Genomic DNA, 26,378 nt, shown 5'->3' with positions numbered 1-26,378 from the left:
GTTTCCTGTGGACAGCGGGATTCCTGTGGATAAAGCGTCGGCTATTCGGCTGGAATCGCCGTACAGAAGGGGCGCAAGCCGTACGAATTGGCAGTCGGATTCGTTATGGGCCGTCGCTAGGGTGGCGTCGTGCTTGAGGAGCTGCGTTTCGGCGGGGTGAGCGTGCCGACCCACGCGTTCTTCGTGGGCCTCGGCGTGATCCTCGCGAGCGTGGTGTTCGTCCTGGAGGCGCGCCGCCGGGGGGCCCTGCAAGAGGAGTCCCTCGTCGCCGTCACCGGCGCGCTGGTCGGCGGGGCGATGGGCATGCGGCTGTCCGGCTGGGCCGAGCATCTCGATCCCGCGCTCAACCCCGGCCTCCTCGAGGCGTGGATGTTCGGTGCCCGGAGCATTCTCGGAGGCCTGACCGGCGCGTACGTCGGGGTGCTGGTCGCGAAACGGCTGATCGGTTACCGGGAACGGACCGGCGACCTGTTCGCGCCCGCGGTCGCGCTCGGCATGGCCGTCGGCCGCGTCGGCTGCTTCCTCACCGAGGCCCCCGGCCGGCCCACGAGCCTTCCCTGGGGAGTCCACGCCCCGGCCACCGTCCCGGAGTGCCCCGGCTGCCTGGCCGGGCAGGCCATGCACCCGTCATACCTGTACGAGACCGTCTTCCAGCTCGCCGCCTTCGGCGCGTTGCTGTGGGCGCGAAGCCGGGTCGACAGGCCGGGGGAACTGTTCACTCTGTATCTGGGCGCGTACGCCGTCTTCCGATTCCTCGTCGAGTTCACCAGAGCGAACGAGACGGTCTGGCTCGACCTGACCCGCCCGCAGTGGTTCCTCGTCCCGGGGCTCGCGCTTCTCGCCGTCCGTCTCTGGCTCGGATATCGCAAGGGGTTCTACGATCGACTGCTCCCCCGGCGGGGCGAGCGGCGACCGCTGTTACCGGCCGCCCGGCTGTCGCCCGTGGGCGAGGAGGAGAGATGAGCACACCCCCCGAGCCGCCCGAGCGGCCGCACGACCCGCAGCAGGGCGATCCTCACCGGCCCGAAGGCCCGCCCGGGTCTCCCGGTGACCGGCCCGAGGGCCGAGCGGCGTCCGGCGACCAGTCCGAGGGCTCGGCGCCCCCTGCTCCCGGTGTTCATCACGGCCCCGGTGCTCACCACGGCCCGGCTGGTCCGCACGGTCCCGGCGCGGGCGCGCCGAACGGTCCCGGTGGCCCGCAATCACCCCCGGGACCCGGCGGGCCGCATGGCCCAGGGGGAGCCTTCGGCCCGGGTGGAGCCTACGGTCCCGGCGGGCCACAGGGTCCGGGGGGACCCTTCGGCCCGGGTGGCCCGGGGCCCGGGGCGCCGCGCCCATGGCCGCCGCCCCCGGCTCCGAACTCGACCGGCACGGTCATCGCGATGACCTTCGTGGGGATCGTGGCCTATGTGGTCGTCAACTTCGTGCTCTTCCTCGTGACCCTTTCGGTGGCGGACGGGATCGCGAGCGACCACAAGAACGTCGCGCTCATCGGCGGGGCCGTGATCCTGGCCGCGATCGCGTTCGGCGGCGGAACGCTCCTGCTTCTTCTCCGTAAGCCCTGGTCTCGCGGGCTCGGGCTGGGCCTGATGATCGGCTGGGCGCTCCTGACGATTCTCACCGCCGGCCTCTGCACCGGCGTCAACCCCTCGTTCTACACGGATGGCATGTTTTGAGCACCGGAATGCCCCTGCGTGGAGACCGCATCCTCCGCTACGTCAACGCGTTCTGCCCGCGCTGCCACGAGGAGCGGCCCGACCGTCCGCTGGCGGAGGTGCCGCGGCTGTCCGGCCGGCTCGTGGCCCGCGACGGCCGCGTCTACCTGGAGCGCGGCTGCCGCACCCACGGCATGGTCAGGACCCTCTACGACGAGGACCCGGAGATCCTCGCCTACCTGGAGGAGTGGACCGCCCCCACCAAGGCGCACCTCCCCGACGTCCCCGGAAACTTCGATCCGGTCCCGGAGGCGTACCTGCGGGGGCTGCCGGAGATGCAGACCCAGCACACGTGCATCCTCCTCGAGGACGTGGCGGAGGCGTGCAACCTGCGCTGCCCGACCTGCTTCACCGAGTCCTCGCCAGACCTGCGGGGGATCGTGCCGGTCCGGGAGATCCTCGCCAACGTCGACCAGCGCCTGGCCCGCGAGAACGGCCGTCTCGACGTGCTCATGCTCAGCGGCGGCGAGCCGACCCTTCACCCCGACCTGCCCGAGCTGCTCACCGAGCTGGCGGCCCGGCCCGTCACCCGCATCCTGATCAACACGAACGGGCTTCTGGTGGCCAGGGACGACGCCCTGCTCGACCTGCTCACCGAGCATCGCGAACGCGTCGAGGTCTACCTGCAGTATGACGGCCTGTCGGCCGAGGCGTCCCGGCACCACCGGGGCGGTGACCTGCGGCGGCAGAAGGCGGAGGCGCTGCGCCGGCTGTCCGAGCGGGAGATCTTCACCACGCTCGTCATGACCGCCGCCCTCGGGGTGAACGACGGTGAGATCGGCGACGTCGTGCGCCTGGCCCTCGACACGCCGTACGTCGGCGGCGTCTCGATCCAGCCGCAGTTCGGCTCGGGACGGTCGGGCGCGATCGACCCGATGGACCGGCTCACCCACACGGGCGTGCTCAAGCGCCTCGGCCCCCAGACGGACGGCCTGGTCACCTGGCGCGACCTGACCGCCCTGCCCTGCTCGCACCCGCACTGCTGCTCGGTCGGCTACATGGTCAAGGACGACGCCGACCGGTGGCGCTCCCTGACGGCGTTGATCGGGCACGACCGCCTCAAGGAGAACCTCGGGCTCGTCTCCAACCGCATCGCCGACTCGGAGATCCCCCGTGAGCTCCGCATGGCCGTGCAGGAGTCGCTGCTCGGCCTGCTGTCGGAGCAGTCGTCGCTGTCGCACCCCGAGATCGGCAAGATCTGGCGCGACATCTGCGAGAACTGCGATCTCGGGCTGTCGACGTTGCTGACGCTCGCGTCCTCGGCCCTGCCCGGCCGGAAGCGGCGGCTGCGCCGGCTGCTCGGCGAACGGGTCGTCCGCATCACGATCAAGCCGTTCATGGACATGTCCACGATGCTGGAGGAGCGGCTGATCCAGTGCTGCGTCCATGTCGGCACCCGTTCCGACCAGGACCAGTGCGCGCCGTTCTGCGCGGTCCAGGCCTGGCCGGCGCTCGCGCGCCAGCGCCTTTCCGCCGTCGCCGCGGCCGACCCCGGCGTACGGCTTCCGCTGTTGGAGATCACATGAGCCTCCCGCCCGGGGAGCCCGGCGACCGGCCGACCGGCGTCGCGTACGAGGAGGCCCTCGCGGCGCGGGCGTCCGAGGGCGGGCAGGCGAAGCCGTACGACCCGCTGAAGCTGTGCGTGTACGCGACGGTGGCGCTGCTCGCCTGGCTCTTCGGGGCCTGGGCCGTGCTCGGGTTCGCGGCCCTGGGATTCGCCGGATACTGGCGGGCGCGCCGTGCCGGGCTCACCAGGAGCAAGTGCTATCTCAGGGACACCCGGATCGTCCTCGCCTACCTGGGGCTGATCGCCCTGGCCGCCGCGGCGGCCCTCGTGCTCCCGCACGTGTCCCGTTAGCGGACTCCGAAGCGGCACGGTTTTGTCGGTGGGCCTCGCCATGATCGGCCTACCTACTCACCGAGGGAGCGTCATGGCTGTCGCCCACGAAGCGGACTGGTCCGGCATCGGCTGGGACTCCTGGAAGAACCTGAGGCTGATCCGGGCCCGGCTCGACGCGGGCGCCGATCCCAACTCGGGGGTGTTCTACCACGGACGGCCGCTGCACGCGGCCGCCGAATGCGGCTCTCCCGAGGTGGTGGCGGAGTTGGTCGCCCGCGTCGACGACGTCGACGCCGAGCACGAGGGCCGCACGGCGCTGTGGAGGGCCGTCTTCGCCGGCCGTCCGGACAACGCCCGGATCCTGGCCGAGGCCGGCGCCGACCCGTGGCGGCCGATGATGAACGGCTGGTCGCCCGGACGGCTGAGCCTGGCCTCGCCGACCCCCGGCCTGTTCGGCGATCCCGCCGGCCGGCCCGGCCTGTCCGACGCCGAACTGGAGTCGGTGGCGGAGGCCAGGCGTCTCATCGACGCGTTGGGCGACTTCTACTATGACGGGGTGGCCGTGGCCTGCGTGGCCGGCGTCACCGCGGCCGAGGCGGCACGCCGCCTGGATGCCGCCCCTGTCGACGGCGCCGAAGTCGACGAGCTTCTCGAGGACGACATCTTCGAGGACTTCGACGAGAACCTCGCCATCGTCGGGATAACAGACGTGCCCGGCGGCTGCGTCGTCAGTCAGCCGTGGGGATACATGCCGTACGCGACCGGTGTCACGAAGCGCCTGTCGGCGGGAACGGTCTGCTTCGCGATGTACGCCAATCCCAAGAGCGGCAACCAGGGGAGCGTCACCCGGGACGGCGGGATCGTGGCATGGGACACCCATCCCGGTGGCGGCAACCCTTCGTCCGACGGCTCGGCGGAGGAGATCCTCAGCAGCTACCTGTTCCGTGGACGAGCGCTGGCGTACTGCTGTGCGGGCGCGGGCCTGCGACTGGACGATGCCGCGGCCATCGAATCGCCCAGCACGTGGGTGAGGCTCCCCGAACGCGACCACTGGCGCTGAACGCCAGGACGAGGCATGCGAACGCGCGGGCCGCGCGAGGAACCGGTCGCCGGGCAGGCCGGCGGACAAGCGGGTGTGGGCCGCGTCGCGCCGCCGATTACGGCGCGCAGGGCGTTGCCGGGGCCGTTGCAGGGTCAGGGCCAGTGGGGCTGGGCTGCCACCTGAACGACGGTGTTTGACGGCGCTTTCGCGGAAAGCTCGCGCAGGTGTTCGATGACGCGCTACAGTCATGGCCATCGGATCGAACACGGGTTCGGTCGAGTCCCGGCAGGTAAGGGGTGTGTGATGGCTGTGCTCACGGTGTCCGCCGCCCCCGCTCCGGCTGTCGCCGGACCCGTGGCCTTCGATCCGGTCGTGCCCTCCCCGGCTCCGCCCGCTGTCGTCCCGGTCGTCCCGGTTCAGGCACCGCCCATCGCCGGGCGATGCGTGCCGGGGCCGCGCCGGGCGACACGCCGTAGCGCTTTCTACGGAAATCTACGACGGCCGCTATATGCCGTCATAAAGTCCGAGAGCGTGGACCCCGTGCGCAATCCCTACGCCCCCGGCGCCGGTCAGCGCCCCCCGGAGCTCGCCGGACGCGACCGCGAGCTGCAGCAGTTCGAGATCGTGCTCGAGCGGGTGGCCCGGGGCCGTCCGGAGCGGAGCATGGTCCTCACCGGCCTGCGCGGTGTGGGCAAGACCGTCCTGCTCAACACGTTCAAGTCCATGGCGATGCAACGGCTGTGGGGCACCGGCAAGATCGAGGCCAGGCCCGACCAGTCGATCCGCCGCCCGGTGGCGGCCGCGCTGCACATGGCAATCAGGGAGCTCGCCCCCCGGCACCGCGCCCCCGAGCGCATCGAGGAGTTCCTCGGCGTGCTCAAGGCGTTCGCGATGCGCGACCCCGCCGCGGCCAAGGGCACCTCCCACTGGTCGCCCGGCATCGACGTGCCCGCCGCTCGCGGCCGGGCCGACTCCGGCGACCTGGAGATCGACCTGACCGAGCTGTTCGTCGACGCCGCGGGCGTCGCGACCGATCTCGGCGTCGGCATCGCACTGTTCATCGACGAGATGCAGGACGTGCAGGCGCCGGACGTCTCGGCTCTGTGCGCGGCCTGTCACGAGCTGTCGCAGAACGGCGGCCCGCTGATCGTCGTCGGCGCCGGCCTGCCGCACCTGCCGAGCGTGCTGTCGGCGAGCAAGAGCTACTCCGAGCGGCTGTTCCGCTACGCGCGCATCGACCGGCTCGACCGGGACGCCGCCGACCTGGCCCTCATCGCCCCGGCCGCCAGGGAAGACGTCGAGTTCACGCCCGACGCGCTCGACGCGTTGTACGAGGCGGCCGACGGCTACCCCTACTTCGTCCAGGCGTACGGCAAGGTCGCCTGGGATCTCGCTCCGCGCAGCCCGATCACGGCCGAGGACATCAAGGTGTCCGCCCCGGAGGCCGAGGAGGAGCTCGCGGTGGGCTTCTTCGGCAGCCGGTATGAGCGGGCCACCCCCGCCGAGCGGGACTACATGCACGCCATGGCCCAGCTCGGCGACGACCCCGTGCCGACCGCCGAGGTGGCCGAGGCGCTGGGCCGCAAGCCGTCGAGCCTGTCCCCGGCCCGCGACAGCCTGATCAAGAAGGGCCTGATCTACAGCGCCGAACGCGGTGTGATCGGGTTCACCGTTCCGCATTTCGGGAGGTTCCTCCGCGCGCAGCCGGTGTGACCGGCGCGCCCATCGACCTCTCTACGGCTTTCTAGAGGGGAAGCTAGAGAGCCGTAGAGAGCTGAAGTGAAAGTCCTCAATGCGGGAATCTACGCGTGTATAGCGTCAGGCCGATACAGGCGTAGATTCCCGCAGAGAGGCGGCGCTGTGGTCACCGGCCGCGGACACGTGGCCGTCGGCCCCGACCACGACGGCACGTACGTCGGGACGCCGGCCGTCGAGATGCACGGCGAACACCACCTCCGCGTCGCCCTGCGCGGGAAAGACGAAGAAGCGCCAGCACAGCTCCCGCCACATGTCGGCCGGCTCGTCCGTCAGCAGCGACCCGGCATGGGCCCGCCACGCCGCGCTGGCCCGCAACCGTGACAGGGCCCGTCCGGGCGGCGTCGGCCGCTGCTCGCACGGCGCCCGGTGCCGCAGGCGGGAGACGATCTCGTCGATCTCGGGGGAGCAGACGAGCAGCAGGGCGACCCCTGCGCCGATCCAGGGCGCCGTCTCCGCGGTGACACGAGGCAGCCCGGTGACGCCCTCGACCCCGACGAGGACCGCCATCGCGGTCAGCGCCGCGGCCCGGACGATCGACCGCAGCCCGACCGGCGTGTCGCTCACGTCTCCGAAGCACCCGCACCCCACGTCCGGCCGCCGCCTGCGCAGATCCCACAGGACGTATGTCGCGACAGCGAAGAACGCGGCCGGCAGCCATCGGCCGGCCGGGTGGTCCACGACCAGCAGACCGGCCGCCAGCGCGAGCTCGGCCAGGGAGCAGGCATAAGTGGCGGGCCTGGCGAAGCGCTCGGGCATGAGCACCGCCGGGCCGAGCCGGGCCAGCGCCCCCGGCGACGCCTCGCGTCCGGCCGTGGCCAGTTTGGCGACGCCGCCCAGCGCCAGCGTCACCACGAGGATCGGCAGCGCGGCAGCCGCGATGGTCGAAAGCACCGGTCACCCCAATCCGACGCGGACATTGAAACAGCCCTTGGTCAAGTCTCCGCCGAGCGCGACGTACGAGGACGCGGCCAGTTCCATGATCCTGCCGCGCGGGGACGTGCCGCATTCCAGGCATCGGTCGCAGAACCGCCCCGCGAGACACCCGCACGCGACGATCGGCAGTGCGTCCGCCCGGCCGTCGCACACATTGCGCACGCGCAGCAGCGAGCCCAGCGCGAGGTACGGGAGGCCGGCGCAGGAGACGCCGCCCTCCTCGCAGCCGGTGTCCTCGCGTTCGATCATTGGATAGGTGACGCCCTCTTCTGCGAACTCCGTGAGGTCCGTGAAGTCGGCCCAGACGGCCGTGCCCGAGATGCCCGCCTGGCCTCCTGCGTACGCCGCCGGAGGCGAGGGCGCGGCCGTGGCCCGGTACGGCGGTTGCGAGGTCGCCGGGAGCTGCGCGAGCGTGGTGCCCTGGTCGAGCAGCCCGATCGCGTCGAACAGGTAGCCCGGCTCCAGCTTGGGGTGCCGCACCCGGATGCGCCCGGAGGAGCGGTAGGGAACGACGATGGAGCGTTCCCGGCGATGCGGACCGCAGTCGAGCTCGATCGTGAGGTCCCGCCGGCCCCGAACCTCCCGGATGACGCCGGTGATCCGGGTGATGTCGGCCCAGATGTGCTCGGCCACGGTGCCGGATCGCAGCGCCCGGATGACGACCCGCGCCCCGGCGGGCAGGTCGGCGGGCGCCACCGCGCCCCCGCGCCACGCGGTCGCCCACGGCGCGATCACCAGACGCCGCCGCTCGCCGTCGGCGGTCTCCACGATGATCAGGTGCGGGCTCACGTCGAGGAGGTCGCCGCTGACCACGTCGAACGGCTCGGTCTCCTCCGGGGACCGCGGCGGGGGCCCGGCGTCGCGGCCGAGAACCGCCGCCGCCAGCTTCCGCCTTCGCTCTCCGGCCCGATACGGCATCGCCCCTTCCACGCTTTCCAGCCTCACATGCCGGAGGGGGATGGAGAGGCGGTTTTCCGGGCGTTGGTGGCGTCCGGGATCAATATTCCTCCTCCCGGTGCAAGGCGTTGCCACCTGTTACGGGCAAACCACTGCCCGACAGCGCGTACGGCGTGCGTGACGGGCCGCCACCGGCTTGCCCGGTCTTTGCCCAGGAGGGTGCGAAACCTGGATTTCGGTTCAGCCGGATCCGAGGGCACGGCTGCGATTCTGGCACGAGATGCCTCTCTGGCCGGGTTGGTGATCCCTGATCGTGAACCATGAGGAGTTCCGCACGTACGTGCAGTCTCGCGGGGCGGCCCTGCTCCGCGTGGCCAACCAGTTGACCGGGAACCCCAGCGACGCCGAGGACCTCCTGCAGACCGCCCTCGCCCGCACGTACCTCGCGTGGGACCGCATCCGCGACCGTTCGTCGCTCGACGGCTATGTGCGGCGGGCGATGGTGAACATCAACATCTCCTGGTGGCGGCGGCGCAAACTGGAGGAATACCCCTCCGAGGAGCTCCCCGACGTACCGGTGCAGCAGGACCCGCGGCACCGGTACGACGAACTGGAGCAGGCGCTCGACCGCCTCCCCGCGCGGCAGCGTACGGCGATCGTGCTGCGTTACTACGAGGACATGACCGAGCCCGAGATCGCCAGGACCCTCGGGATCAGCGTGGGCACGGTCAAGAGCTCGGTCTCGCGAGGCATGGCCAAGCTGCGCGGCGACCTGGTCGTGCCCGACGCCCGCAAGAGGGTCAACTGACGCCCCGCGTCACCTCTCGCAGACCACGCCGTCGCTGTCGGCGTCGATGTACCACTCGTACTCGAGGGATCCGCGATAGTACGGGCCCAACCCGTGGGCGATCGCCTCTTCGCAGGTGCCGTACCTGGTGTCGGTCGCGCCGCCGGCGCTCGGGCTCGGGCTCGGACTGGGACTCGGACTCGGACTGGGGCTCGGCGAGGGGCTGACCGCGGCGACCGATCCGGTGGTGCCTCCTTGCGGAAGCGGCTCAGGGGAGTACGTCGTGCCGGGCGGGGCGGGGGCCGCGTCGGCCGGCTCGATCGGCGCCGGGGTCAGGGCGTCGCCGGTGCCCGGAGGGACCTGGACGCCGGAACGCCTGTCGTAGGTGTCGGCCGCCCAGCACCCCGACCACAGGCCCACCTTGTCCATCTGCGCGCGAACCTGCTCGTTGTACTGCCACAGGGTGTAGGTGTGCTCGGGGAAGGAGTTCACGGTCTGGGCCAGGCCGCTCCTGACCATGTCGCCGTTGACGTAGACGCCGGTGGACGACCACAGGTAGATCAGAATGCGGTTCTTCTCGGGCACCTGCTCGGCGGCCCGGACATACGCCGGCTTGCCGGGCGGCAGCAGGGCCTTCAGCCGGGCGGTCGCCTCCGGGAACCAGCAGGCGCCCTTGGCGGGGGCCTCCGCCTCCAGCAGGCCGATCCGTACGGTCCTGCCGCTCACGGTGACGACATCCGCGGTGTCACCGGTCAGGATCTTCTTGACGGTCACCTCGACGGCGTCCTTCGGCACGCTCTTCGGCCGCGTGGTCTTCGTCGTGGTGGTGGGCTTGGGGGTCGCATTCGAGGTGGCGCGGGGGCTCGGGGTCGCCGCGGCGGGCGTCTGCGTCTGAGAAGGCGTCGGGCTCGGGGTCGGGCTCGGGCTCGGGGTCACCGTGGCCGCCGCGAACGCGGAGGTGGAAGCGGCGGCGGGGACTGCGAGGGCCGCGGCGGCGAGGACGGCGAGTGCGCGTGAGGGGAAACGCACGGGCGCTCCATGGGCTCGGGTACGGGGGACTACGTCGGCTGTCGTGGAGCCGTTTCCTGAATTACGGAGTCCACCAGAAAACGATCGTTTACGCCAGTCCGTCCGATCAGTTCCCTCTAATCCTGATTTCGAGGGACTCAGCCCGTCTTGGCCTGCGGAGCCCTGCCTGCCTCCCGTGCGCCGGCGGTCGCGCAGGGCCGTACGACGTCGCGGATCACCCGCAGTGCCTGCAGAAACTCGGCGAGCTGGTTTTCGGTCAGCAGCCCGGTGAACCAGGTCTCGATGTCCTCGAGGTGCCGGGGGAGCACGGCCCGCAGTCGCTCCGCTCCCGTCTCGCTCAGTACGGCGTACGAGGCGCGGCGGTCGCTGGCGCAGGCGTGCCGTTCGACGAGCCCGTCGCGTTCCAGGCGGTCGACCACCCGGGTGATCCCGCTCGTGGAAAGCGACGTCTGGGCCGCGAGATCGCTCATCCGCAGGCGTCGTTCCGGCGAACGGGCCAGCCGGATCAGGGTCTCGAAGTCGACCTCGGACAGTCCGGCGGCGGCCAACGTGGGGCTGGTCTTGTCGGACAGCCCGGTGCAGACCTCCGCCAACAGGCCCATCGCCGTGAGCCGTGGGTCGTCGAATGGGTCCATGGCCCAAGTCTACGGCACGATAGTTGACGAGAGGAATATTTCTCCGGTAGACATTTGCTGAGTAAGACATCCGCACAGCAACGATCAGGGGAGCAGTCATGAGCATCCGTGAGTGGGAGGGCCTGAAGGTCCCGACGGCCGGCGAGTTCGCGCTGGACAAGGCCCACACGCGTGTCGGTTTCGTCGTCAAGCACATGATGGTCAGCAAGGTCCGCGGCCACTTCGCCGACTACGAGGGCAAGATCGTCATCGCCGAGAACCCGCTCGAGTCCAGCGTGGACGTCGTCATCAAGGCGGGCACGATCGAGACCGGTGCGGCCGACCGCGACGGCCACCTGCGGAGCGACGACTTCCTGGGCGCCGACAAGTTCCCCGAGATCACCTTCCGCAGCAAGCGGGTGACCGGCCTGTCGGGCGACGAGTTCACGCTCGTCGGCGACCTCACGATCCGCGACGTGACCAAGGAGGTCGAGCTCAAGGTCGAGTTCAACGGCGCCGCCAACAACCCGTGGGGTCAGGAGATCTTCGGGTTCGGCGCGGAGACCGAGATCGACCGCGAGGAGTACGGCCTGACCTGGAACCAGGCCCTGGAGACCGGTGGCGTCCTCGTCGGCAAGAAGGTCAAAATCGAGATCGAGGGCGAGGCCATCCGCCAGGCGTAGCCTGTGCGGGGCGGAGGCGGATATCCACACCCTGTGCACAGCCCTTGTCCACAACCTGTGGACAAGGGCTGTGCATCGATCCAAAACGCCCCGTCGCGTGAGATCCGCGACGGTGGCGAGCTTCACTCGGCAATCCGCTTTGCCGCCTTGGACGATCGCCGGTACGCTGTGCTGAGCAACGCGCTACCAGGAGGCTTCGCCTAGTCAGGTCTATGGCGCCGCACTGCTAATGCGGTTTGGGTCTTAAGCCCATCCGGGGTTCAAATCCCCGAGCCTCCGCAGTTCAAAGCCCCTCTCGCCGGTCTTCGGCGAGAGGGGCTTTTTGATCTCCGCAGGGCCTCTAGTTGCAGTTCTAGTTGCAGTTGCCTTCAGTCCCTTGTTTCAGTCCTCGCCCCACAGGGCGGCGCCCATGCGCTCGCTGGCGTCCTTCACCTGGGGACTGGCGATGTGGGTGTAACGCTCTGTCGTCGTGACGCGGGCGTGGCCGAGGATCTCTTGCACGACGCGGATGTGGACGCCTTGCTCGACGAGGAGCGTCCCGGCGGTGTGGCGGGCGTCGTGGAGGCGGGCTTCCCTGACGCCAGCCTGCTTGAGGAGCGCCTTCCACATCTTGTAGTCCTCGCTGCGCTCCATCGGCCGGCCCCGGCGGGTCGGGAAGAGAAGGTCGTGATCCTCCCAGAGCTCACCGGCCTCCGCTCGTTCGGCGTCCTGGCGCTTCTTGTGCTCTTTAAGGATCGGAAGCAGCTCTGGCGGGCACTGGAGGGTCAGTCGGCTGCGGCCCTTGCGTTGCCGAAAGACGATGCCGCCGCCCGTGCGCTTCGGGCACCGGTCGGCGTGGCCGGTGCAGTCCTTCGCGCATGCGCGTGTCGGGCAGACGTGGCCGCGCTTCGTGCAGTCCTGTGGACAGCCGGGGTCGTGCTTGTGGACCTTGCACCGCGGCTTGCACGGCCATCGGTGCCACTCCTTGCCGCACGCGTGCGGGTCGTCGCAGCCGTGCTTCCACGGTGATCGCTGTGCCTGGTACCAGGCTTTGATCACGCCGGTTTCGAGGTCGACGAAGGACCAGCGGAGGCCGAGCGCTTCGCCTTGGCGGATGCCGAGGGCAAGGGCCACCGACCAGCGGGCCGCGTTCCGGCGCGACTTGGCCGCCTCCAGGATCTTGCGTGCCTCGTTCCGCGTCAGCGGCTCCAGGTCGGGGTCAGCGGCGACCGGTGCGTCAATGAGCGTGGCGACGTTCCTGGTGACCTTGTTCCGGCGTACGGCGATTGTCAGGGCGCGGGACAGGATGCGATGCACCTTGAGGACCGTGCTGGACGAGCGGCCCTGCTCCAGCATCGTCGCGTACGCCTTGTCCAGGTGCTCAGGGGCGAGCCGGTCGAGGCGGTGACGGCCGAGGAGCGGAATGATCCAGTGGCGGGTCTTGGACCGGTAGTCGTCGAGGGTCCGAGGGGCCATCTTGCCGGACGCGACGAGCCGTTCGCAGATCACGTCGAGGTATTCGGTCATCCACTCGGCGACGGTTGGGACCTTGCCCGGCTTGGCGACGTGCCCGGTCTCGCGCTTGCCCTCCAGCTCTTGGACCTTGCGCGTGACCTCCGCCTCCGTCTTCCCCATCCGGTGACGGCGATCGGGGGACCCGTCTGGCTTGATTCCTACGGTCACCCAGCCGTGCCAGTAGCCGTCCTGACCGAAGTAGATGGACGATCGCCCGTTCGGTTTCCGGTCGGCCATCACGCCGCCTCGCTCAGACGCCGGGCGAACTCCTGAAGGGCGTCGGCCGGAACGAGACGGTATCCGTCGTACTTGACCGAGCGAAGCTCGCCGCTCTTGATCAGCCGGAAGACCGCGGTACGGCTCATGCCGAGGACGACCGCCGCGTCTTTGGGCCGGTAGAAGAGTCTGTCCATCACGCTGCCCTCCCTTCAGTTGCCGAAAAACCTTGTCCGTCTGCCTGGGCTTCGAGTTGGTTCATGTGGTTGCGCCAGCGTTGGCGTTCGTGGACCGAGCGGAGGAGCCGCACGCCGATGGGGGCCAACTCGGGATCACCGGGCTTGACCGGTCGCCAGATGTAGCGGTGGGGGTCGACCGGCTCGTCTTCGACGCCGAGGGCTTCCAGGACCCAGGTACGCCGGTCCTGCTTGTGCTCGGTGAGGGTCTTGTTGGACCACTTCCGGGAGACGAGGACACGGCGGCCCGCGTAGCCGAGGTGATCGGGCTTGTGGGCCTTGCCCTTGCACCGGCCGGGAGCCATGCCGGGCTTGGCGCCCTTGGGCTGGACGCCGTAGCGGAGCCAGTTCGGGCAGGTCGGCGCGCACGGCTCGAACCGCAGGGCGTTGAGGAGTCGTTCGGCGTGTGCCTTGCGGCGTGGGTCGTCGGTGCCGAGGGCGTCGCCGAGGGACTTGGTCAGGTACTTGGACAGGTACTGGATGAGCTGGTCGGCGTCCGGGGTCCCGGCGAGGACGCTCTGTATGTCGAGCTGGTCGCCGAAGCGGAGCACGTGCAGGGGTTCGGCCTCCTCGTCCTGGTCGAGCCGGTCGAGGGCCTGTTCCCAGGTCGGCAGGACCTCCCCGGTGTCGGGATCGAGGTAGCCGGCCCCGTCCTCCCAGACCGGCAAGTGATCTCCCTCGAAGCGGATTTCGTCGGTCGAGGGCCACCACACCTGGTGATACGTGGCCGCGATGATCTGCCGCAGCTCCGCACGGGGAAGCGTGCCGCGGATCGCCATGTGCAGATGCGGGGCGAGCCGCTTCTGAGGCTCGACGGTGGCGAAGTACTGCACGTCATAGCCCGCGACCCGGCGGAGGTTCTGCACGAAGCGGTCCACGAGCTTGGAGAAGTGCAGGGCGTCACGGGCCGCCCGCGTGTAGTCGTACCGGTCCGGGTCCAGGGGTGCCCCGTCGAGCACCCGCCCGTAGGAGGGCAGGGTGAGGGTGACGAACATCGAGGGCCGGTAGGTCTTGCCGTCCGAGCCGGTGAAGGTCCGCCCAAGGGTGGTCTTGGTCATCTGCCGCTTGGGCAGGTCCGGGGCGTCCTGCCGCCGCTTGGTCGAGCGGGACCGCTTGCCGGAGGTGCGGCCGAGGACGTTGCCGCGCATGCCCGCCCGGTTGATCTCCTCGTCCAGGTCCTCGATCGCGGCGTCCAGGTCGGTTGTGTCGCCGCCGGCCTTTTCGACCTCGTCCCGCCAGGCCTGGGCGTCGGCCCGCAGCTCGACGAGGTGACGCTGGTAGTCGTCGGCGTTGTCGGGCAGGTTGACCGGCTCGTGGTCGAGGTGCCAGCCCTCCCGGCACTGCGCCCGCCGGAGTTGCCGGTTGCGCTTGGCACACGGCGGGCACTTGCTCTCCAAGGTGGCCCCGCATGGCACGTCGATGACCTCAACCTGACCGGTGAGGATGTCCTGCCGCCTGAGCGGAACCGGCCGGATGCACACCCCGTACTGCTTGGCGATCTCTTCCACGACCTCACGGGCCAGCGGTTGAGCCATCCGCACGGCGCGCGGTGTGGACCGGTCGTTAAGCCGAACGGGGGAGGTCGGCTGGTCTCCCCCGGCCTGGTGGGTGTCGATCAACTGTCCTCCTTTGTGGTCTCGGGGATGGTGAGGGCGGTCTGGCCGCATTCGTGGCACTCGACCAGGCCGCGGATGGGGTCGAGCCACAAGACGTTGAGCGCGCCGCAGATGGAGCAGCGCAGCCCGTCGAGGAAGTGCGCCAGGTGGTTCATGCGGCCTCGCTTCCGCCGTGCTCGGCGGCCATCTGGCGAATGTCGGCGTCGGAGACGTAGGCCGCCCGGACCCGCACGGGCTCGGGAGAGGTCTCCAGCCGGACGTAGCCGACGCCCGCGCCAAGCTCGGGGACCGGTGAGATGTGATCGGCGAGGGCTCCTCGGTCGCGGGCACCGTCGCCGAGGACCATGTCCACCTGTTCGCTCTCGTCCAGACGGAGGGCGATCTTGTCGGGGAACAGGTTGCGGATGTTCATGACCTCCTTGCGCGGGTCCTGAAGCGCGGCCATGACCCCGACACCGACCGCGCGTCCCTGCGTGGTCAGGGTGGCCAGGGCCGCCGTAATCCGCTGACGAAGGCCCTTATCCGACTGGTACGCGGTCAGGAACGCCACCTCGTCGACGAGCACCAGGACGAACGGGTCATCGACAGTGGGGACGTGTGAGCGTTGGAGGCCGGCGAACCGGTCGGCCCGCTCCTGCATCACGCTCACGGCCTCGTCGAGCAGGTCGGCGCACTCCTTCGGATCGGCCGCGTACCGAGTTCCGAACAGCGCCCGGCCGAAGGACAGCTCCATCCGCTTGGGGTCGAGCGCCCAGACCTGCACCAGGCCCGCCCGCATCGCGGGGAGCAGGCCGCGGATGGTCGACCACAGCCACGAGCCCTTACCGGCCCCGGTCGCGCCCGCGATGAGGACGTGCGTGCCGTGGACCTTGAGCCGGTACGGCGTGCCGTCCTCGCACCGCCCAATCTCCACCGCCCCGACCGTCGCCGACCCGGGAATGGGTACGGCAGGTAGGGGTTCGGCGAGGGGGTCGCGCCGGGGGAAGGTGAGCACGAGCCGCCCGGCCTTGGCAACGGCGACCCGGCAAGAGGGGGCGCCGAAGCCGTGGGCGAGGTGGTCGGTGCGGTCGGCCCAGTCCTTCACGGCCTGCCCGGACAGCATGCGCATGGTGACGCGGTCGGCCCAGCCGTCGCACTCGACCTGGAGCAGGCGGGGCAGGTAGTCGCGGCCCTGGAGGTGACGGCCGAGTCCGGACACGATCATTACCGGTTGCCAGTGCCGCCGGTAGATCCAGATGCGGCGCCAGAAGGCCAGCAGCCGCCAGCCGACCCAGCGGGCGAACGATGCCCGGTCGGCCAGCACCCAGCCGAACAACAACGAGACGGGGATGGTGACGGCGGCGACCGCTGTGGGCCAGCCGTACCGAACCCAGATCACACCCGGTACGGCGAGCACCGCCACGGCGATGGGGTGGACGAGGAGGGTACGGACGAGACCGGCGACCAGGCGGCCGAGGAAGACCAGGACGGTCAGGATCGCCGGGGTCTGGACGACGGCCGGTTTGAACACGACCGCCGTGTCTGGAGTGGTGGACACGAGGTTGCGCACCTCGCCACCGGGAAGGCGCTTGAGCATAAGCTGAACTCCTCTCTTGTGATGCGCAGTCAGGGAGAGACCGAGGGGCCGCCGGAAGTTGCCGCTTCCAGCGGCCCCGCTCGTGTGTCAGGCCGCCGTCTCGGTGGCCTGGGTGTGTTCGGCGTGCAGGCGTTCGCAGTCGGCCAGGTACCGGGCGGCGGCGTTGAAGATCTGCCGCGCGATGTCCAGGTCGTCGGCGGTGACCGGCCCGGCCGCCCCGGTGGTCGAGACCGTCACGTCCGCCTCGTCGGACTCCAGGACCAGGTACGGCCGCCCGGACTCCAGCACCCGAGCCCGCGCCCGGTTGATGGAGGCGTAGAACGAGATGCCGATGCGGGGACGCTGGCCGGGGTCGATCGACATCGACACGTGGGTGTAGGGACCGTGTGCCATCAGGCCACCCCGCGACCGTTGGCCAGGCCGTGAAACCGTCGCTCGACCGACCGGGCGAACGAGGCCGCCTCACGTGCGAGCTGACGGGCGAACTCGACATCGGCCGGGCTGACCTGGTCGCTGTCCGAGGTGCTCACGAGGACCGAGGTCGAGCCGAAGTCCAGCGCCAGCACCGGCGACCGGGCCGGGTACGGCAGGGTCTTGACCGAGGCCCCGCCCCCGATGTTGAGGCTGATCACGGCCGAGGGCCGCACCGTCCGCCGCCCCATCACGCCGCGTCCTTCGCAGCGTTGGAGGACTTGCCGACCCCCGTGCGCGGAGCCCGCATCACCCGAGCCGAAATCGAGTAGGCCAGCCGCCCCGTCGCCTGATGCACGTACGGCTTGACCTCCAACCCCTCGAACTCGGCCGGGGCCAGCGGCACACCCGGCAGTGCGGGCGGGACGACCGGCTGAACCTCCGAGAGGATCTTCACGGTCACCGTCTTCTGCGCGGCCTTGAGCGAGGGGTCGGCGTCCATCACCGGGACCTGCCAGACCGGAAGCCCTGTCGTCTTGTCCTTGGCCTGGGTGTCCCGCTTGGCGTCGAAGTCCTTCGCGGCGGTCACCTCGCCGACGACGTAGCAGCCGTGCGGGAACAGCAGCTCGAAGCTGATCGGGATGGGTCCTTGCAGTGCCATCGTTCACCACCTCCTTGTCCACCCCCCTAGACGGAAGCGGCTGATCCGCTTACGGACTGTCTAGGGGGCTAGGCAAGACGATAGCAAGGAGGTTGGGGAGCCGTCTAGGGGAATCGACAAGACTAGCCATAGGGCCCTGGGTAGATAGCGAGTTCGGTGCGAGCTGTCGACCGCGGCCCTGGCGCCTTCAACTCGGCTCGATACGTGGTGCTCCAGCCTTGAAGTTCTGTGACATCGGCGGCGTGAAGGACGCATCCCATCCCCGTCCCGCACGGGCAGTGCAACTCATGTCGACTGCCCTTGCTGACGCACTCGCATACGTGAGCAAGAGTCTCTAGCGTCGATGGGTTCGACCTATATGGCCCATACATTTTCATAAATAGTAGCCGACCAAAATGACGATGTGTTGCAATCGGGAAACATTCCGGAGCTGACATGCCTACAGCCTGGCATTATAAGAAGATGTTCACAAACACCCCGTGAATGATCGGTGGGTGGGTGTGGATAGAGCACAATAAGCTTGGTTTGGGCTGCAGTGGTTGCAGCGATGAAGGTGTCGTCGCGGCTATAGATAACGCTGCATAGGGCACAGATCTCAATATGCCGCAACGCGAGATAATGGAGACGTATGACCGAGTTGGTGCGTTGGGAAGTGGATGGCGAGCCAATCGTCATGGAGGTCGCCGACCAGGACGCGGAAGGATTTCAAGCGGTTGGGATCGGTGAGTTCACAATAATAGAAGCGAAAACCCGTTTCGAGGATTCCCTGCGCAACGTGCGAGACGCAGCGGTACGGGTACTTGATACCTTCCGCAGCCAGCAGTTGAACCCTGACGAAGTCGAGCTCGAGTTCGGCGTGAAATTTAACGCGGCTGCAGGTGCAGTCGTCGCCAAGGCTTCGACCGAGGGCCATTTCGTTGTCAAGCTTACCTGGGCTCGCCAGGAGAAGTAGTGGGAAATTCGTGGCATGCTCGCATCGATCGATCGGTCGGCATCACCGCGGGTTCTGGATTTCTGATCGATGATTACCACGTGCTGACCTGCGCTCATGTTGTTCACAATGTGCAGGACCCAACTGTGGTTTTTCCAGCTACCCATCCTCAGCAACGCTATCCCGCCAGTGTGGTTAAAACAGGACTATGGGAAAGGGCGGACTCCCGAGGCGATTTTGCGCTGCTTAAACTCTCGCAACCTGCCCCAGTGTCACCCGCACAGTTTGCCGATCCAACCGATACGGACGCCTGGAGAGACAAGAAGCTATTCGCCTATGGTTTCGCGGCGGGAAAAACGGTATCTGGCGCCTTCGCTGAGCTCCGGATCGATGACCGTCAGATCTTGGCTGGCGAGTGGTGTCAGGTCAACGCATGGGACGGGCACGGTCAGTTTCTCGCCAAGGGTTTCAGTGGTGCCGCCGTGTATCTGCCGGACACCGATCACGTGATTGGTATGATCACGGATGCTGATTTGGCTTCGGGACAGCGGGTCGGACGCATGCTCCCCATCTCCACTCTGCGGAAGTACTGGGAGCCCCTTGATGACCTGCTTCCTCACTCGTGGCTAGGAACGCTCGGTCCAGGTCCTCGAGGGCAATTACGCCGTTGTCTTGCTGATGCAGAGATGAGGAGTTCTCCTAAAGGGTTGTTGGCACAGGTGTTTCCACACCTTGCCGATCAAGGTGAACCGTCTCTCTGGAGGGCCGTCGCTCTGGCTGCAGAGGAGATCGAGGAACCTGATGCATTGGCTCGTTTTCTGTCGCGAGTAATCCTCAACTTGGACGATGCGTCCAGGGCTGCTGAAGTGCGGCGATGGTTTAGCCGGCACCTGGGAGCGTCACAGAATGTGACGGGCACGCCCAATTCGGTCGCGATCATTATCCGCATAACACCCAGCGGGCTTGGTGGTTACCGCCTGGAATTCTCTATCTGGCGAGCCGATGGGAGTGGATGGACGTATGTTTTGCCCGATCCTGTCGAGCAAGAACAAGTAAGAGCGAGCGTAGAACGTGAGATGCCCCGGCTATTAGCGGAGGTTGCAGGCGAAGATTTCATTATAGAATTTATGATGCCCGATGACTGGTTCACCCGAAGAATTGGGGTCGAAGACTGGTTTACCAATGATGACCCGGGCGATCAAATTCAACTCGGCCTCCTATATCCGGTTGTTATGCGCGACGTGGCGCGCCGGCGAGGTGGCAGCCAGCGGTGGGATCAGGCCATCAGGCGTTGGCGCAGACTGCGTGAAATCGGATACGAGCCGCCAAGCCTGGTCAGCTGCCGCGAAAAGGCCACGCTCGGCTGGCTTGCTGATGAAGCTCGAACGACCATCCTTCATGCTGCTTCGCCAACACTGGCGGAGATCAGAAAGGCGCTCAAGTTCGGCATTCCCATCATGATGTGGCCGCGTACGCCGTGCGGGTCCGGTGCTCACGATGACTGTCCGGGCCGCAACTTCCTCTCCGCAGTTTCCGCGATCGTTGAAAAGGCGACGCCAGATCAGCTTCCTTTTCATGTCAAGCAACTGCGTATAGCTGGGATGGATTCCAAACCTGTCCAGAGGATCGCGCTTTTCTGGGACGATCCGACCCGTATGCCCGACCCGCCGCTCGCGGCATCCTCGTGAAAGAAACAATATATGTCCGATTGGTTCATTTATACGGGATCAGGTACTCCCCACGACAGGATCGAGACAAATCTCCCGGCCCCGCCTCCGTGGAGAGTATTCAACGGTGAGCCTGCCCTGCCCCAGCCGGCGTGGACGGAGAAGGCCGGAGATCACGACGCGACGAGCTACCAGCCTGACCCACAGGCGGTGGAGCAAGTGAACGCAGCTCTGTTCCTGCGCCGCCCCCTCCTTGTGACTGGCCCACCTGGCACTGGCAAGTCCACCCTCGCGAACGCAGTGGCGTACGAACTACGCCTCGGGCCCGTGCTGCACTGGCCCATCACCAGTCGCGTAACCCTGTCGGATGGCCTCTATCAGTACGACCCTCTGACCAGGCTATACGCAGCTAGCAGAGAGGAAGTCACTGGCCAAACGGCGAGCGACGAGGAGATTGGCCGCTACATACGACTGGGCCCGCTGGGCACGGCTCTTCTTCCCTTCGAGCGTCCGCGCGTACTGCTGATCGATGAAATCGACAAGAGCGACATGGATCTTCCCAACGACTTGTTGACAATTTTCGAGAAAGGCTATTTTGAGATCCCCGAGCTGCAACGTCATACCTCGCAGTCAGCAGAGGTCATGACAGCCGACGGGAGACCGGTGACCGTCACCGGAGGTGTGGTGCGCTGCCGGGCATTTCCCTTGGTAATTATGACGAGCAACGGCGAACGCGAGTTCCCACCCGCCTTTCTGCGCCGGTGCGTAACGCTTCGCCTGCATCAGCCCACCGGCGAAAAATTGCAACGGATCGTTGCGGCGCATCTAGGCCCCGACTTGATGGCTGATAGTCATGACATCATTGAACGTTTTCTAGCCAAGAAGAGCGGTGGCGCTCTGGCGACGGACCAACTGCTCAACGCGGTTTATCTCCTTCACCATGCCAGCTCGGATGATCGATTGAGCTTGGCTGACCGGCTGATGCCATACCTCGATCGCGACACCGATGAAACGGAAGCGCACGGTGACGACAGGTATTGATCGGCTACGCCTCGCCCTCAGTGCAGTTGGGCCACCACTAACCGCTGTAGAACTGGCGGAGTGCCTCTGGCTCGCTCAGTTTCTTCATGGGCGCGACCGGGTCCGGGAAGACACTTCACCCGCTGATAGAGAGCCGATCGGAAAGAGTACTGCAATACCGGAATTACTAGACCGGGAAACGCAGCCGGTCGCGAAAAATCAAGTCGAGATCTACTCCCGTGCAACGTCAGACTCGACCGGTGAAAGCGCGGTTCCGGTTCAAGTTTCCACCGGCCCGATGCTCTCCAACGGTCTACGGCTCAATCGAGCGCTGCGACCGCTACGTCATAGAGTACCGGCCCAACGCCGATGGATCGTAGACGAACGAGCGACCGCCGACAGTATCGCAGGGCAGTTTCCGCATCACCGGTCGCCCTGGATACCAGTTCTGATTCCTGCTATGGAACGTCGCTTAGAACTGACCCTGGTGATCGATTTTGGATCATCGATGGATCTATGGCAACCGCTGGGCGAGGAGCTTCGACAGCTTTATATAAGTGTGGGTGCCTTCCGAAATGTGCAACTCGTACGCCTTAAAGATGGGCCCCAAGGAATCACAGTCGGTTCAGCGGGCGCGCCGGGCGCTCTGACCGATCCGTCAGGCCGTCGACTCGTGCTCCTTTTGAGCGATTGTTCAGGAACGCATTGGTGGACCGGCAGGATGGCTCATACTATTCGTAGGTGGGCATCGAGTTCGCCCACAGCCATTCTGCAACCGCTGCCAGAACGCATGTGGCATAGAACAGCGACCAGTGTGACGGTCCACGAAGCGTCCCTGGCTCGGCCGTTCGCTGCTAACACATCTCTAAGGCTGCAGCCGAGAGTACTGCATAAGGAGATGACGGATCAGGCGGTTCCAGTTCCAGTGGTTGGATTGTCGGCTTCCTGGTTCGCGAATTGGGCACATGTGATGGCCGGCAACGTTAGGCCGATTGGAGTGACACATCTAGAGGATCAGCCAAATGCTCTTGAGGCTTGGCTTCAAGATGAGCATAGCCAACCAATCGAAAAAAGGATATTGCGCTTTCGAGCTGTGGCCTCATCCCAGGCTTACTCGCTGGCCGGGTACCTGGCAACCGCTTCATTTCCGTCGTTGTCCTTGATGCGACTCATGCAGAGAGCGCTTTTGCCCAACTCTTCTCCAGAGCACCTTGCAGAGGTAATCCTCAGCGGACTTCTACAACCAGTCGAGCAAGAGCCGGGATTCTATACCTTTGTTCCCGGGGGCAGAAATCTCCTCCTGAGATCAATGTCGCGCACCTCTCGGCAGACCGCTATCCGTGTCCTTCAGGCAGTCTCGCGTGAACTTGCTGCAAGGGCGGGAATGGGGATAAATACGTTCCGAAGTTACGTGCCAGATGTGCCACCGGATAGCAACGGGGGCATCAGCACAGCAGGTGATCCATTCGCATTGATCGATTCGGATGTCTTCGGTCTCACCCCTCCGGCATCCCCGATAAGGCCTCGCGAGCCTGATAGGAGTTCCACCGAGCAACTGTATGAGCGCCTGACAACCCTGGTGACTGCTCAGTCGCAGATTCTCTGGATCACCTCGCCCACCGGCGCGGTCACCGAGGATGCACCCCAGTGGAGGGTGCTCACGGGTCAGGGTCTGGAGGAGTACCTTGCGCACGGCTGGCTGGACGCGGTGCACCCCGACGATCGCGCCGCCGCCGAGGGGGCGTGGCGCGAGGCGCTGCGCGGCCGGACGATGTTCGAGTGGAGCTACCGGGTGCGCACCCGGGCCAGCGGCTACCGGCACTTTGAGGTCCGGGCCGTGCCGATCGTCAGGCACGGCCGCGTGGTGGAGTGGGTTGGGGCCAACACCGACGTCACGCCGCGGCGTGAGGCCGAGGAGATGCGCGGCCGCCTCACCGACGAGCTCGGCGCGGCCGCGCTGCGCACCGCCCGTCTCCAGGGCGCGACCGCCCAGCTCGCCGAGGCGCTCACCGTCGAGCAGGTGGTGCAGGTCATCATCGACATCGGCCGTACGGCCCTCGCCGCCGACCACTCGTCCGTCGCGCTGCTCGACCCGGACCGGGCCACGCTGAAGGTGATTAACAGCGGCGGCACCACGGACAACCGGGGCGAGGAGATCGACCTCGCGAACCCTAACGTGATGACGATGGCGGTCAACAGCCGCCGCCCGGTCTTCGCCGAGTCCCCCGACATGCTGCGCGCCCAACTGGTCGACGCTGGCGCCGACGAGGCGCAGATCTCCGGCTTCCTGGCGCAGACGGATGAGCGGGCCTGGGTGGGCCTGCCGCTGGTCGCGGCCGGGCGGGCGCTCGGCGCGCTACGGTTCTCGTTCGAACGGACCCAGAAGATCTCCCAGGCGGACGGCGTCTTCCTGGAGGCGCTGGCCGGGCAGTGCGCCCTCGCGGTCGAGCGGGCCACGCTCTTCGAGCGCGAGCACAAGACGGCCGAGACCCTGCAGCGCAGCCTGCTGCCGGACCGCCTGCCGGTGGTGCGGGGGCTGACCCTCGCCTACCGCTTCCGCTCCGGCTCACGCCACGTGCAGGTGGGCGGCGACTGGTACGACGCGTTCGTCCTGCAGGACGGCCGGGTGGCGGCCGTGGTGGGCGACGTCATGGGCAAGGGCGTCAAGGCCGCCGCGGGCATGGGCCGGATCCGCAACGCCATGCGGGCGCTCGCGCTGACGAACCCGCCGCCGGCGGCGGTGCTGACGGGGCTCGACCGCGTCTTCGAGGCGACCGAGGAGGAGGAGCAGGTCACGACCCTGGCGTACATGGTCGTGGAGCCCGGGACCGGGGAGGGTACGCTGGCCCTGGCCGGTCACCCGCCGCCGCTGCTGGTCTCGCCGCAGGGCGTCGGGCTGCTGCACGAGACCGATCCGGGCACGCCGCTCGGCTGGGCCACGAGCCGTAAGCAGTTCCGGTTCTGCGTGCCGCCGGGTCACACCGCTGTCCTGTACTCGGACGGTCTGGTGGAGAACCGCAAGCGCGGGCTGGACGCCGGACTCAGGGAGCTTTCGTCTGTCGTGGCCGAAGCGCCCCCGGAGGTCCTGAGCAGTCCACATTTGCTACTTGATTTCCTAGTGGATCGGATGTTGTCGGGGTATGAGCAAGATGACGATGTCACTGTGCTCGCCATTCATGTTCCTTCTTCTGCGGGAGATGATCCGGCATAAGAAGGCTGAGCTTCTTCATCGGAATAGGGCCAGATGCGGGGAAAGGTGAGGCTGCCGTTGAGGCAGCAGTTGATAAACCTCAATGCCTCAACCGGGAACTCCTTGTTGCCTAGAAATCTGCTCCCCGCTCGGCGCGTTGCAATCAGATGCAAGCTCTAGCATCGCAATCCCGGCCATCAGCCGTTGACGGTGGTGGCACACAATATGCAACAGGACTTCGGAAGAATTTTCGCCCTCAATCAGATGAGCTGCTGGAGCATGCAGTGAACAGCGCTTGCGTCGTCGTGGGTCTTGCTGCGTGGCCAGCGTTCACTGTGGGCGTCGGATCGCTCGGCCTCGCGGACCTGACGGATCAGCTCAGCCGGACCATCGTGAGCCAGGACGTTGATGAGCTGCCGCCAACTTGCGAGGCGGTAGCGGGTGACGGCGTCGGCGGCACCATCGGTCAGCAGGGCCGCGGCGTGTACTTGGTCGGTGGGGATGGTGCCGGTGAGGGCCTGGTCGGCGGCGAGGGGGTCAGTGGAGGCGACCCAGAAACCGCCGTCGCGGTTGCGGTATTGGCCGAGGGTTTCGACGTACTGGCGGCGGGCTTCGGCGTGTTCGGGTGTGCCGCCGGGCAGGTTGTCGAGGCGTGTGCGGTGGGGTGCGGCGACCTGTTCTAGCCGGTCGTCGCAGATCACCATCGGCTCGGGCGTGCCGGTGTCGAGGATGAGGGTGCTGTCGCCGAGGACGAGCCAGTCGAGGTGGTCGGCGGTGTGGCGGAGCATGATGACGGTTGCGGAGGGGGAGCCGCCGTGGGTGAGGTCGCAGGTGAAGTCGTGCAGTGAGGTGACGTGCTTGATGCCCTGGGCGAGGAGTTCGGGCAGGGGGCCGGCGCTTTGAGTCATCTCGGCGAGCAGGGTGGAGCCGAGGGTGTGGGAGTACCACCGCACACTGTGCGAGCAGGCCGAGGTGACACCTGGGGGGATGCTCGCGCCGTCGAGCAGGACGACGGCGTCGGCGGTGGCGCCGATGAAGTCTTCGTTGGGCCGGTCGGGGTAGGCGGTTTCGCTGGCGAAGGCGACGCGCATCAGGTGTCCTCGTGCCGGTAGAGCGGGCTGGCCAGTTCCGTCCGCACTGGTTCCCCGGTTTGCGGGTCGTATTCGACGCCGACCACGCAGGAGAAGCGGCGGTCGCCGACCTGCCCCCACAACGTGGCGATCTCGCTGGCGAGGAGGTGGATGACGCCGAGGGAGCCGTTGGGGTGGATGCCGGCGATGACCAGGAATGAGCCGTTGCCGTCCGGGCGGGGCAACCGGCCGAGAAAGGCTGAGTCGGTCGGCTGGGCGGGGTCGAACTGGGAGCCGGAGCGGTACTCGCGGCCGGTGCGGGTGTCGAGGAGCTTCCAGCCTTTGTCGTCGCGGTCCCAGTGGATGACCGGGTCGGCGTCGTACGCGGTCCGCATGGCCAGGGACATGCGGGGGCCGCAGATGACGAGCAGGCCGGGCCTGTTGAGGTCGATCTCCCCGTCGACGGTGACGTTGTCGGTGGCGACGGCCAGGCCGAAGGTGCGGGCGAGGTCTTCCAGGCGCTTGCCGGCGCGCATGTCGTCCAGGGCGACCATGGAGCGGCCGCTCGCGGCGTCATGCCGCAGCGGGGTCACGACGGTCACGGTGCCGACGCCGAGGAAGGCGCCCTCAGGTGCGGGGCCGGTGTGGCGGATCTGGTGGATACGCCCGCGGGACAGGCCGGCCTTCTCGGCGATCTGGGCATACGACATGCCCTGGGCGTGGAGTTCTTGGATGACGCGGCGGCGGAGCCGGGCCAGTTCGGTGACTTCTTGCTGGGCGGTGTTGAGTCGTTCGGTGGCGACCCGGAGCAGCAGATAGGGATCGTCGATTGCGGCGATTTTGTCCAGGTCGCTCGGTGGCACGGTTCCTCCTCGGTTCTGCGCACCCGAGTCTAGGCCCCTAGACGAAATGCCGTCTATCCCTCTTGACAGTACGGTTTTGACGGGTTTGCCGGTGGTTGGGTCCACGGCCCGGATCGCCGAGCGCCGGTT

The 26,378-nt window shown here is 67.5% G+C and carries 26 protein-coding genes and 1 tRNA gene; 13 read left to right on the top strand and 14 right to left on the bottom strand.

Going from position 1 to position 26,378, the window contains the following annotated elements:
• The first annotated feature begins 129 nt into the window (after positions 1 to 129).
• The 6 genes from AB0O28_RS02280 (at position 130) to AB0O28_RS02255 (ending at position 6,310) form a co-directional block, all read left to right on the top strand.
• Entirely contained in the window at positions 130 to 963 is an 834-nt protein-coding gene (locus AB0O28_RS02280) for a prolipoprotein diacylglyceryl transferase family protein (RefSeq protein ID WP_363635366.1), read from the top strand.
• Positions 964 to 1,382: 419 nt separating this feature from the next.
• On the top strand, positions 1,383 to 1,676 hold the full coding sequence (locus AB0O28_RS02275; RefSeq protein WP_363635364.1) for a hypothetical protein: 294 nt from the start codon (positions 1,383 to 1,385) through the stop codon (positions 1,674 to 1,676).
• Between the two features lie 8 nt (positions 1,677 to 1,684).
• The gene (locus tag AB0O28_RS02270; RefSeq protein ID WP_363635362.1) at positions 1,685 to 3,241 is read left to right on the top strand and encodes a radical SAM protein; all 1,557 of its coding nucleotides are present in this window, start codon (positions 1,685 to 1,687) and stop codon (positions 3,239 to 3,241) included.
• On the top strand, positions 3,238 to 3,573 hold the full coding sequence (locus AB0O28_RS02265; RefSeq protein WP_363635360.1) for a hypothetical protein: 336 nt from the start codon (positions 3,238 to 3,240) through the stop codon (positions 3,571 to 3,573). Before AB0O28_RS02270 ends, AB0O28_RS02265 begins: the two co-directional genes overlap by 4 nt.
• 73 nt (positions 3,574 to 3,646) lie before the next feature.
• The gene (locus AB0O28_RS02260; protein WP_363635358.1) at positions 3,647 to 4,615 is read left to right on the top strand and encodes an ankyrin repeat domain-containing protein; all 969 of its coding nucleotides are present in this window, start codon (positions 3,647 to 3,649) and stop codon (positions 4,613 to 4,615) included.
• 513 nt (positions 4,616 to 5,128) lie between these two features.
• Entirely contained in the window at positions 5,129 to 6,310 is a 1,182-nt protein-coding gene (locus AB0O28_RS02255) for an ATP-binding protein (protein ID WP_363635356.1), read from the top strand.
• A gap of 105 nt (positions 6,311 to 6,415) precedes the next feature.
• Here AB0O28_RS02255 and AB0O28_RS02250 read toward each other — a convergent pair whose 3' ends face one another.
• Complete coding sequence (locus AB0O28_RS02250; protein WP_363635354.1) at positions 6,416 to 7,246, bottom strand: MauE/DoxX family redox-associated membrane protein; 831 nt, start codon at positions 7,244 to 7,246, stop codon at positions 6,416 to 6,418.
• Between the two features lie 3 nt (positions 7,247 to 7,249).
• Positions 7,250 to 8,218, bottom strand: a complete 969-nt coding sequence (locus AB0O28_RS02245; RefSeq protein WP_363635352.1) for a hypothetical protein — start codon at positions 8,216 to 8,218, stop codon at positions 7,250 to 7,252.
• 274 nt (positions 8,219 to 8,492) lie between these two features.
• Between AB0O28_RS02245 and AB0O28_RS02240 the strand changes: the two genes are divergently transcribed.
• Positions 8,493 to 8,993 carry a SigE family RNA polymerase sigma factor gene (locus AB0O28_RS02240; protein WP_363636147.1) on the top strand — a complete coding sequence of 167 codons (501 nt, stop codon included), beginning with the start codon at positions 8,493 to 8,495 and terminating at the stop codon, positions 8,991 to 8,993.
• Between the two features lie 9 nt (positions 8,994 to 9,002).
• On the opposite strand, the gene AB0O28_RS02235 is transcribed toward AB0O28_RS02240, so the two are convergent.
• The gene (locus AB0O28_RS02235; protein ID WP_363635350.1) at positions 9,003 to 10,001 is read right to left on the bottom strand and encodes an excalibur calcium-binding domain-containing protein; all 999 of its coding nucleotides are present in this window, start codon (positions 9,999 to 10,001) and stop codon (positions 9,003 to 9,005) included.
• Positions 10,002 to 10,138: 137 nt separating this feature from the next.
• Positions 10,139 to 10,636 (bottom strand): MarR family transcriptional regulator, encoded by a 498-nt coding sequence (locus tag AB0O28_RS02230; RefSeq protein WP_363635348.1) that lies wholly within the window; start codon positions 10,634 to 10,636, stop codon positions 10,139 to 10,141.
• A gap of 98 nt (positions 10,637 to 10,734) precedes the next feature.
• Between AB0O28_RS02230 and AB0O28_RS02225 the strand changes: the two genes are divergently transcribed.
• Both AB0O28_RS02225 and AB0O28_RS02220 read left to right on the top strand, forming a co-directional pair.
• A complete protein-coding gene (locus AB0O28_RS02225) occupies positions 10,735 to 11,298 on the top strand; it encodes a YceI family protein (protein WP_363635346.1) in 564 nt (187 codons plus the stop codon).
• A gap of 189 nt (positions 11,299 to 11,487) precedes the next feature.
• Positions 11,488 to 11,577: transfer RNA gene (locus AB0O28_RS02220), tRNA-Ser, on the top strand.
• A 102-nt stretch (positions 11,578 to 11,679) separates the two neighbouring features.
• Here AB0O28_RS02220 and AB0O28_RS02215 read toward each other — a convergent pair.
• From AB0O28_RS02215 to AB0O28_RS02180, 8 genes are all read right to left on the bottom strand, one after another.
• The gene (locus tag AB0O28_RS02215; protein WP_363635344.1) at positions 11,680 to 13,029 is read right to left on the bottom strand and encodes a site-specific integrase; all 1,350 of its coding nucleotides are present in this window, start codon (positions 13,027 to 13,029) and stop codon (positions 11,680 to 11,682) included.
• Positions 13,029 to 13,205 (bottom strand): helix-turn-helix domain-containing protein, encoded by a 177-nt coding sequence (locus tag AB0O28_RS02210; protein WP_346228680.1) that lies wholly within the window; start codon positions 13,203 to 13,205, stop codon positions 13,029 to 13,031. The genes AB0O28_RS02215 and AB0O28_RS02210 overlap by 1 nt, the downstream gene beginning before the upstream one ends.
• Positions 13,205 to 14,779, bottom strand: coding sequence for a replication initiator (locus AB0O28_RS02205; RefSeq protein WP_363636145.1), 1,575 nt, complete (start codon positions 14,777 to 14,779; stop codon positions 13,205 to 13,207). Before AB0O28_RS02205 ends, AB0O28_RS02210 begins: the two co-directional genes overlap by 1 nt.
• 80 nt (positions 14,780 to 14,859) lie before the next feature.
• Positions 14,860 to 15,015: a hypothetical protein gene (locus AB0O28_RS02200; protein ID WP_363635342.1), complete on the bottom strand. Its 156-nt coding sequence runs from the start codon at positions 15,013 to 15,015 to the stop codon at positions 14,860 to 14,862.
• A complete protein-coding gene (locus AB0O28_RS02195; RefSeq protein WP_363635340.1) occupies positions 15,012 to 16,436 on the bottom strand; it encodes an FtsK/SpoIIIE domain-containing protein in 1,425 nt (474 codons plus the stop codon). Before AB0O28_RS02195 ends, AB0O28_RS02200 begins: the two co-directional genes overlap by 4 nt.
• An 87-nt stretch (positions 16,437 to 16,523) precedes the next feature.
• Positions 16,524 to 16,829 carry a hypothetical protein gene (locus tag AB0O28_RS02190; protein ID WP_363635338.1) on the bottom strand — a complete coding sequence of 102 codons (306 nt, stop codon included), beginning with the start codon at positions 16,827 to 16,829 and terminating at the stop codon, positions 16,524 to 16,526.
• Complete coding sequence (locus AB0O28_RS02185) at positions 16,829 to 17,098, bottom strand: hypothetical protein (protein ID WP_363635336.1); 270 nt, start codon at positions 17,096 to 17,098, stop codon at positions 16,829 to 16,831. The genes AB0O28_RS02190 and AB0O28_RS02185 overlap by 1 nt, the downstream gene beginning before the upstream one ends.
• Complete coding sequence (locus AB0O28_RS02180) at positions 17,098 to 17,508, bottom strand: plasmid replication, integration and excision activator (RefSeq protein WP_363635334.1); 411 nt, start codon at positions 17,506 to 17,508, stop codon at positions 17,098 to 17,100. Before AB0O28_RS02180 ends, AB0O28_RS02185 begins: the two co-directional genes overlap by 1 nt.
• Before the next feature lie 628 nt (positions 17,509 to 18,136).
• On the opposite strand from AB0O28_RS02180, the gene AB0O28_RS02175 reads away from it, so the two are divergent.
• From AB0O28_RS02175 to AB0O28_RS02160, 4 genes are read left to right on the top strand one after another with little or no spacing between them, the layout of a single operon-like run.
• The gene (locus AB0O28_RS02175; protein WP_363635332.1) at positions 18,137 to 18,460 is read left to right on the top strand and encodes a CU044_2847 family protein; all 324 of its coding nucleotides are present in this window, start codon (positions 18,137 to 18,139) and stop codon (positions 18,458 to 18,460) included.
• On the top strand, positions 18,460 to 20,127 hold the full coding sequence (locus tag AB0O28_RS02170) for a trypsin-like peptidase domain-containing protein (RefSeq protein ID WP_363635330.1): 1,668 nt from the start codon (positions 18,460 to 18,462) through the stop codon (positions 20,125 to 20,127). Before AB0O28_RS02175 ends, AB0O28_RS02170 begins: the two co-directional genes overlap by 1 nt.
• 12 nt (positions 20,128 to 20,139) lie before the next feature.
• On the top strand, positions 20,140 to 21,147 hold the full coding sequence (locus AB0O28_RS02165; RefSeq protein ID WP_363635328.1) for a MoxR family ATPase: 1,008 nt from the start codon (positions 20,140 to 20,142) through the stop codon (positions 21,145 to 21,147).
• A complete protein-coding gene (locus tag AB0O28_RS02160; protein WP_363635326.1) occupies positions 21,113 to 24,337 on the top strand; it encodes an SAV_2336 N-terminal domain-related protein in 3,225 nt (1,074 codons plus the stop codon). Before AB0O28_RS02165 ends, AB0O28_RS02160 begins: the two co-directional genes overlap by 35 nt.
• A gap of 239 nt (positions 24,338 to 24,576) precedes the next feature.
• Here AB0O28_RS02160 and AB0O28_RS02155 read toward each other — a convergent pair whose 3' ends face one another.
• Both AB0O28_RS02155 and AB0O28_RS02150 read right to left on the bottom strand, forming a co-directional pair.
• A complete protein-coding gene (locus tag AB0O28_RS02155) occupies positions 24,577 to 25,407 on the bottom strand; it encodes an integrase (protein WP_363635324.1) in 831 nt (276 codons plus the stop codon).
• Complete coding sequence (locus AB0O28_RS02150) at positions 25,407 to 26,249, bottom strand: sigma factor-like helix-turn-helix DNA-binding protein (protein WP_363635322.1); 843 nt, start codon at positions 26,247 to 26,249, stop codon at positions 25,407 to 25,409. Before AB0O28_RS02150 ends, AB0O28_RS02155 begins: the two co-directional genes overlap by 1 nt.
• Positions 26,250 to 26,378: the final 129 nt, after the last annotated feature.

Source organism: Microbispora sp. NPDC088329 (assembly GCF_040685655.1).
Taxonomy (GTDB): Bacteria; Actinomycetota; Actinomycetes; order Streptosporangiales; family Streptosporangiaceae; genus Microbispora.
Note: the sequence above shows the minus strand (reverse complement) of the source record. Positions and strands in the feature narration are given on the sequence as shown.

Excerpts from the sequence above, each read along its gene's own strand:
- AB0O28_RS02190 (WP_363635338.1), bottom strand. The coding sequence starts at position 16,829 with ATGGCACACGGTCCCTACACCCACGTGTCGATGTCGATCGACCCCGGC.
- AB0O28_RS02230 (WP_363635348.1), bottom strand. The coding sequence starts at position 10,636 with ATGGACCCATTCGACGACCCACGGCTCACGGCGATGGGCCTGTTGGCG.
- AB0O28_RS02175 (WP_363635332.1), top strand. The coding sequence starts at position 18,137 with ATGACCGAGTTGGTGCGTTGGGAAGTGGATGGCGAGCCAATCGTCATG.
- AB0O28_RS02180 (WP_363635334.1), bottom strand. The coding sequence starts at position 17,508 with ATGGCACTGCAAGGACCCATCCCGATCAGCTTCGAGCTGCTGTTCCCG.
- AB0O28_RS02205 (WP_363636145.1), bottom strand. The coding sequence starts at position 14,779 with ATGGCTCAACCGCTGGCCCGTGAGGTCGTGGAAGAGATCGCCAAGCAG.
- AB0O28_RS02155 (WP_363635324.1), bottom strand. The coding sequence starts at position 25,407 with ATGCGCGTCGCCTTCGCCAGCGAAACCGCCTACCCCGACCGGCCCAAC.
- AB0O28_RS02265 (WP_363635360.1), top strand. The coding sequence starts at position 3,238 with ATGAGCCTCCCGCCCGGGGAGCCCGGCGACCGGCCGACCGGCGTCGCG.
- AB0O28_RS02200 (WP_363635342.1), bottom strand. The coding sequence starts at position 15,015 with ATGAACCACCTGGCGCACTTCCTCGACGGGCTGCGCTGCTCCATCTGC.
- AB0O28_RS02210 (WP_346228680.1), bottom strand. The coding sequence starts at position 13,205 with ATGGACAGACTCTTCTACCGGCCCAAAGACGCGGCGGTCGTCCTCGGC.
- AB0O28_RS02225 (WP_363635346.1), top strand. The coding sequence starts at position 10,735 with ATGAGCATCCGTGAGTGGGAGGGCCTGAAGGTCCCGACGGCCGGCGAG.
- AB0O28_RS02215 (WP_363635344.1), bottom strand. The coding sequence starts at position 13,029 with ATGGCCGACCGGAAACCGAACGGGCGATCGTCCATCTACTTCGGTCAG.
- AB0O28_RS02270 (WP_363635362.1), top strand. The coding sequence starts at position 1,685 with ATGCCCCTGCGTGGAGACCGCATCCTCCGCTACGTCAACGCGTTCTGC.
- AB0O28_RS02195 (WP_363635340.1), bottom strand. The coding sequence starts at position 16,436 with ATGCTCAAGCGCCTTCCCGGTGGCGAGGTGCGCAACCTCGTGTCCACC.
- AB0O28_RS02165 (WP_363635328.1), top strand. The coding sequence starts at position 20,140 with ATGTCCGATTGGTTCATTTATACGGGATCAGGTACTCCCCACGACAGG.
- AB0O28_RS02260 (WP_363635358.1), top strand. The coding sequence starts at position 3,647 with ATGGCTGTCGCCCACGAAGCGGACTGGTCCGGCATCGGCTGGGACTCC.
- AB0O28_RS02160 (WP_363635326.1), top strand. The coding sequence starts at position 21,113 with ATGAAACGGAAGCGCACGGTGACGACAGGTATTGATCGGCTACGCCTC.
- AB0O28_RS02275 (WP_363635364.1), top strand. The coding sequence starts at position 1,383 with ATGACCTTCGTGGGGATCGTGGCCTATGTGGTCGTCAACTTCGTGCTC.
- AB0O28_RS02185 (WP_363635336.1), bottom strand. The coding sequence starts at position 17,098 with ATGGGGCGGCGGACGGTGCGGCCCTCGGCCGTGATCAGCCTCAACATC.